Raw genomic sequence first — 415 nt, 5'->3', positions numbered from 1 at the left:
GTCACCGCTCGACCGGCCGGCTCAGAAGGGCGTCGCGTCGCCCACCTCCACGAGCGCGGCCGATTCGTGTGCGCCCGCGATCGCGCCCGTCGAGGTGTCGTCCCGCGGATCAGCCGGAGCCTCACCCGGCACCGCCCACGCATCTCCGCCCGGCGCGGTCTCGGACGTCGAGGTGTTGTCGGAGTCCGCCTCGGCGGCAGGAGCAGCGCGCGCCGTACGGCGGAACGCCGACGCGCCCCACCGCAGATCGTGGCCGATCGCGTCCGCCACCACGTCCGCGCTCACGCCGCGCTTGACCTCGGTCTCCCATTCCCGCAATCGGAGGCGCCCGGCGACGATGACGCGCTCGCCCTTGTGCAGCGAAGCCAGGGTGTTCCGGCCGAGTTCACCGAACACCGAGACGGCGTAGTAGTTC

1 protein-coding gene is annotated in these 415 nt (G+C 72.8%); it reads right to left on the bottom strand.

Annotation, left to right across the window (positions count from 1 at the left end; genetic code table 11):
* Window positions 1–21: 21 nt before the first annotated feature.
* Window positions 22–415: single-stranded DNA-binding protein (locus tag ACZ3GY_RS23665; RefSeq protein WP_465912172.1), on the bottom strand; the 394-nt coding region annotated here is incomplete at its 5' end.

Source organism: Pseudomonas sp. PME37.24/006 (assembly GCF_055556635.1).
Note: the sequence above shows the minus strand (reverse complement) of the source record. Positions and strands in the feature narration are given on the sequence as shown.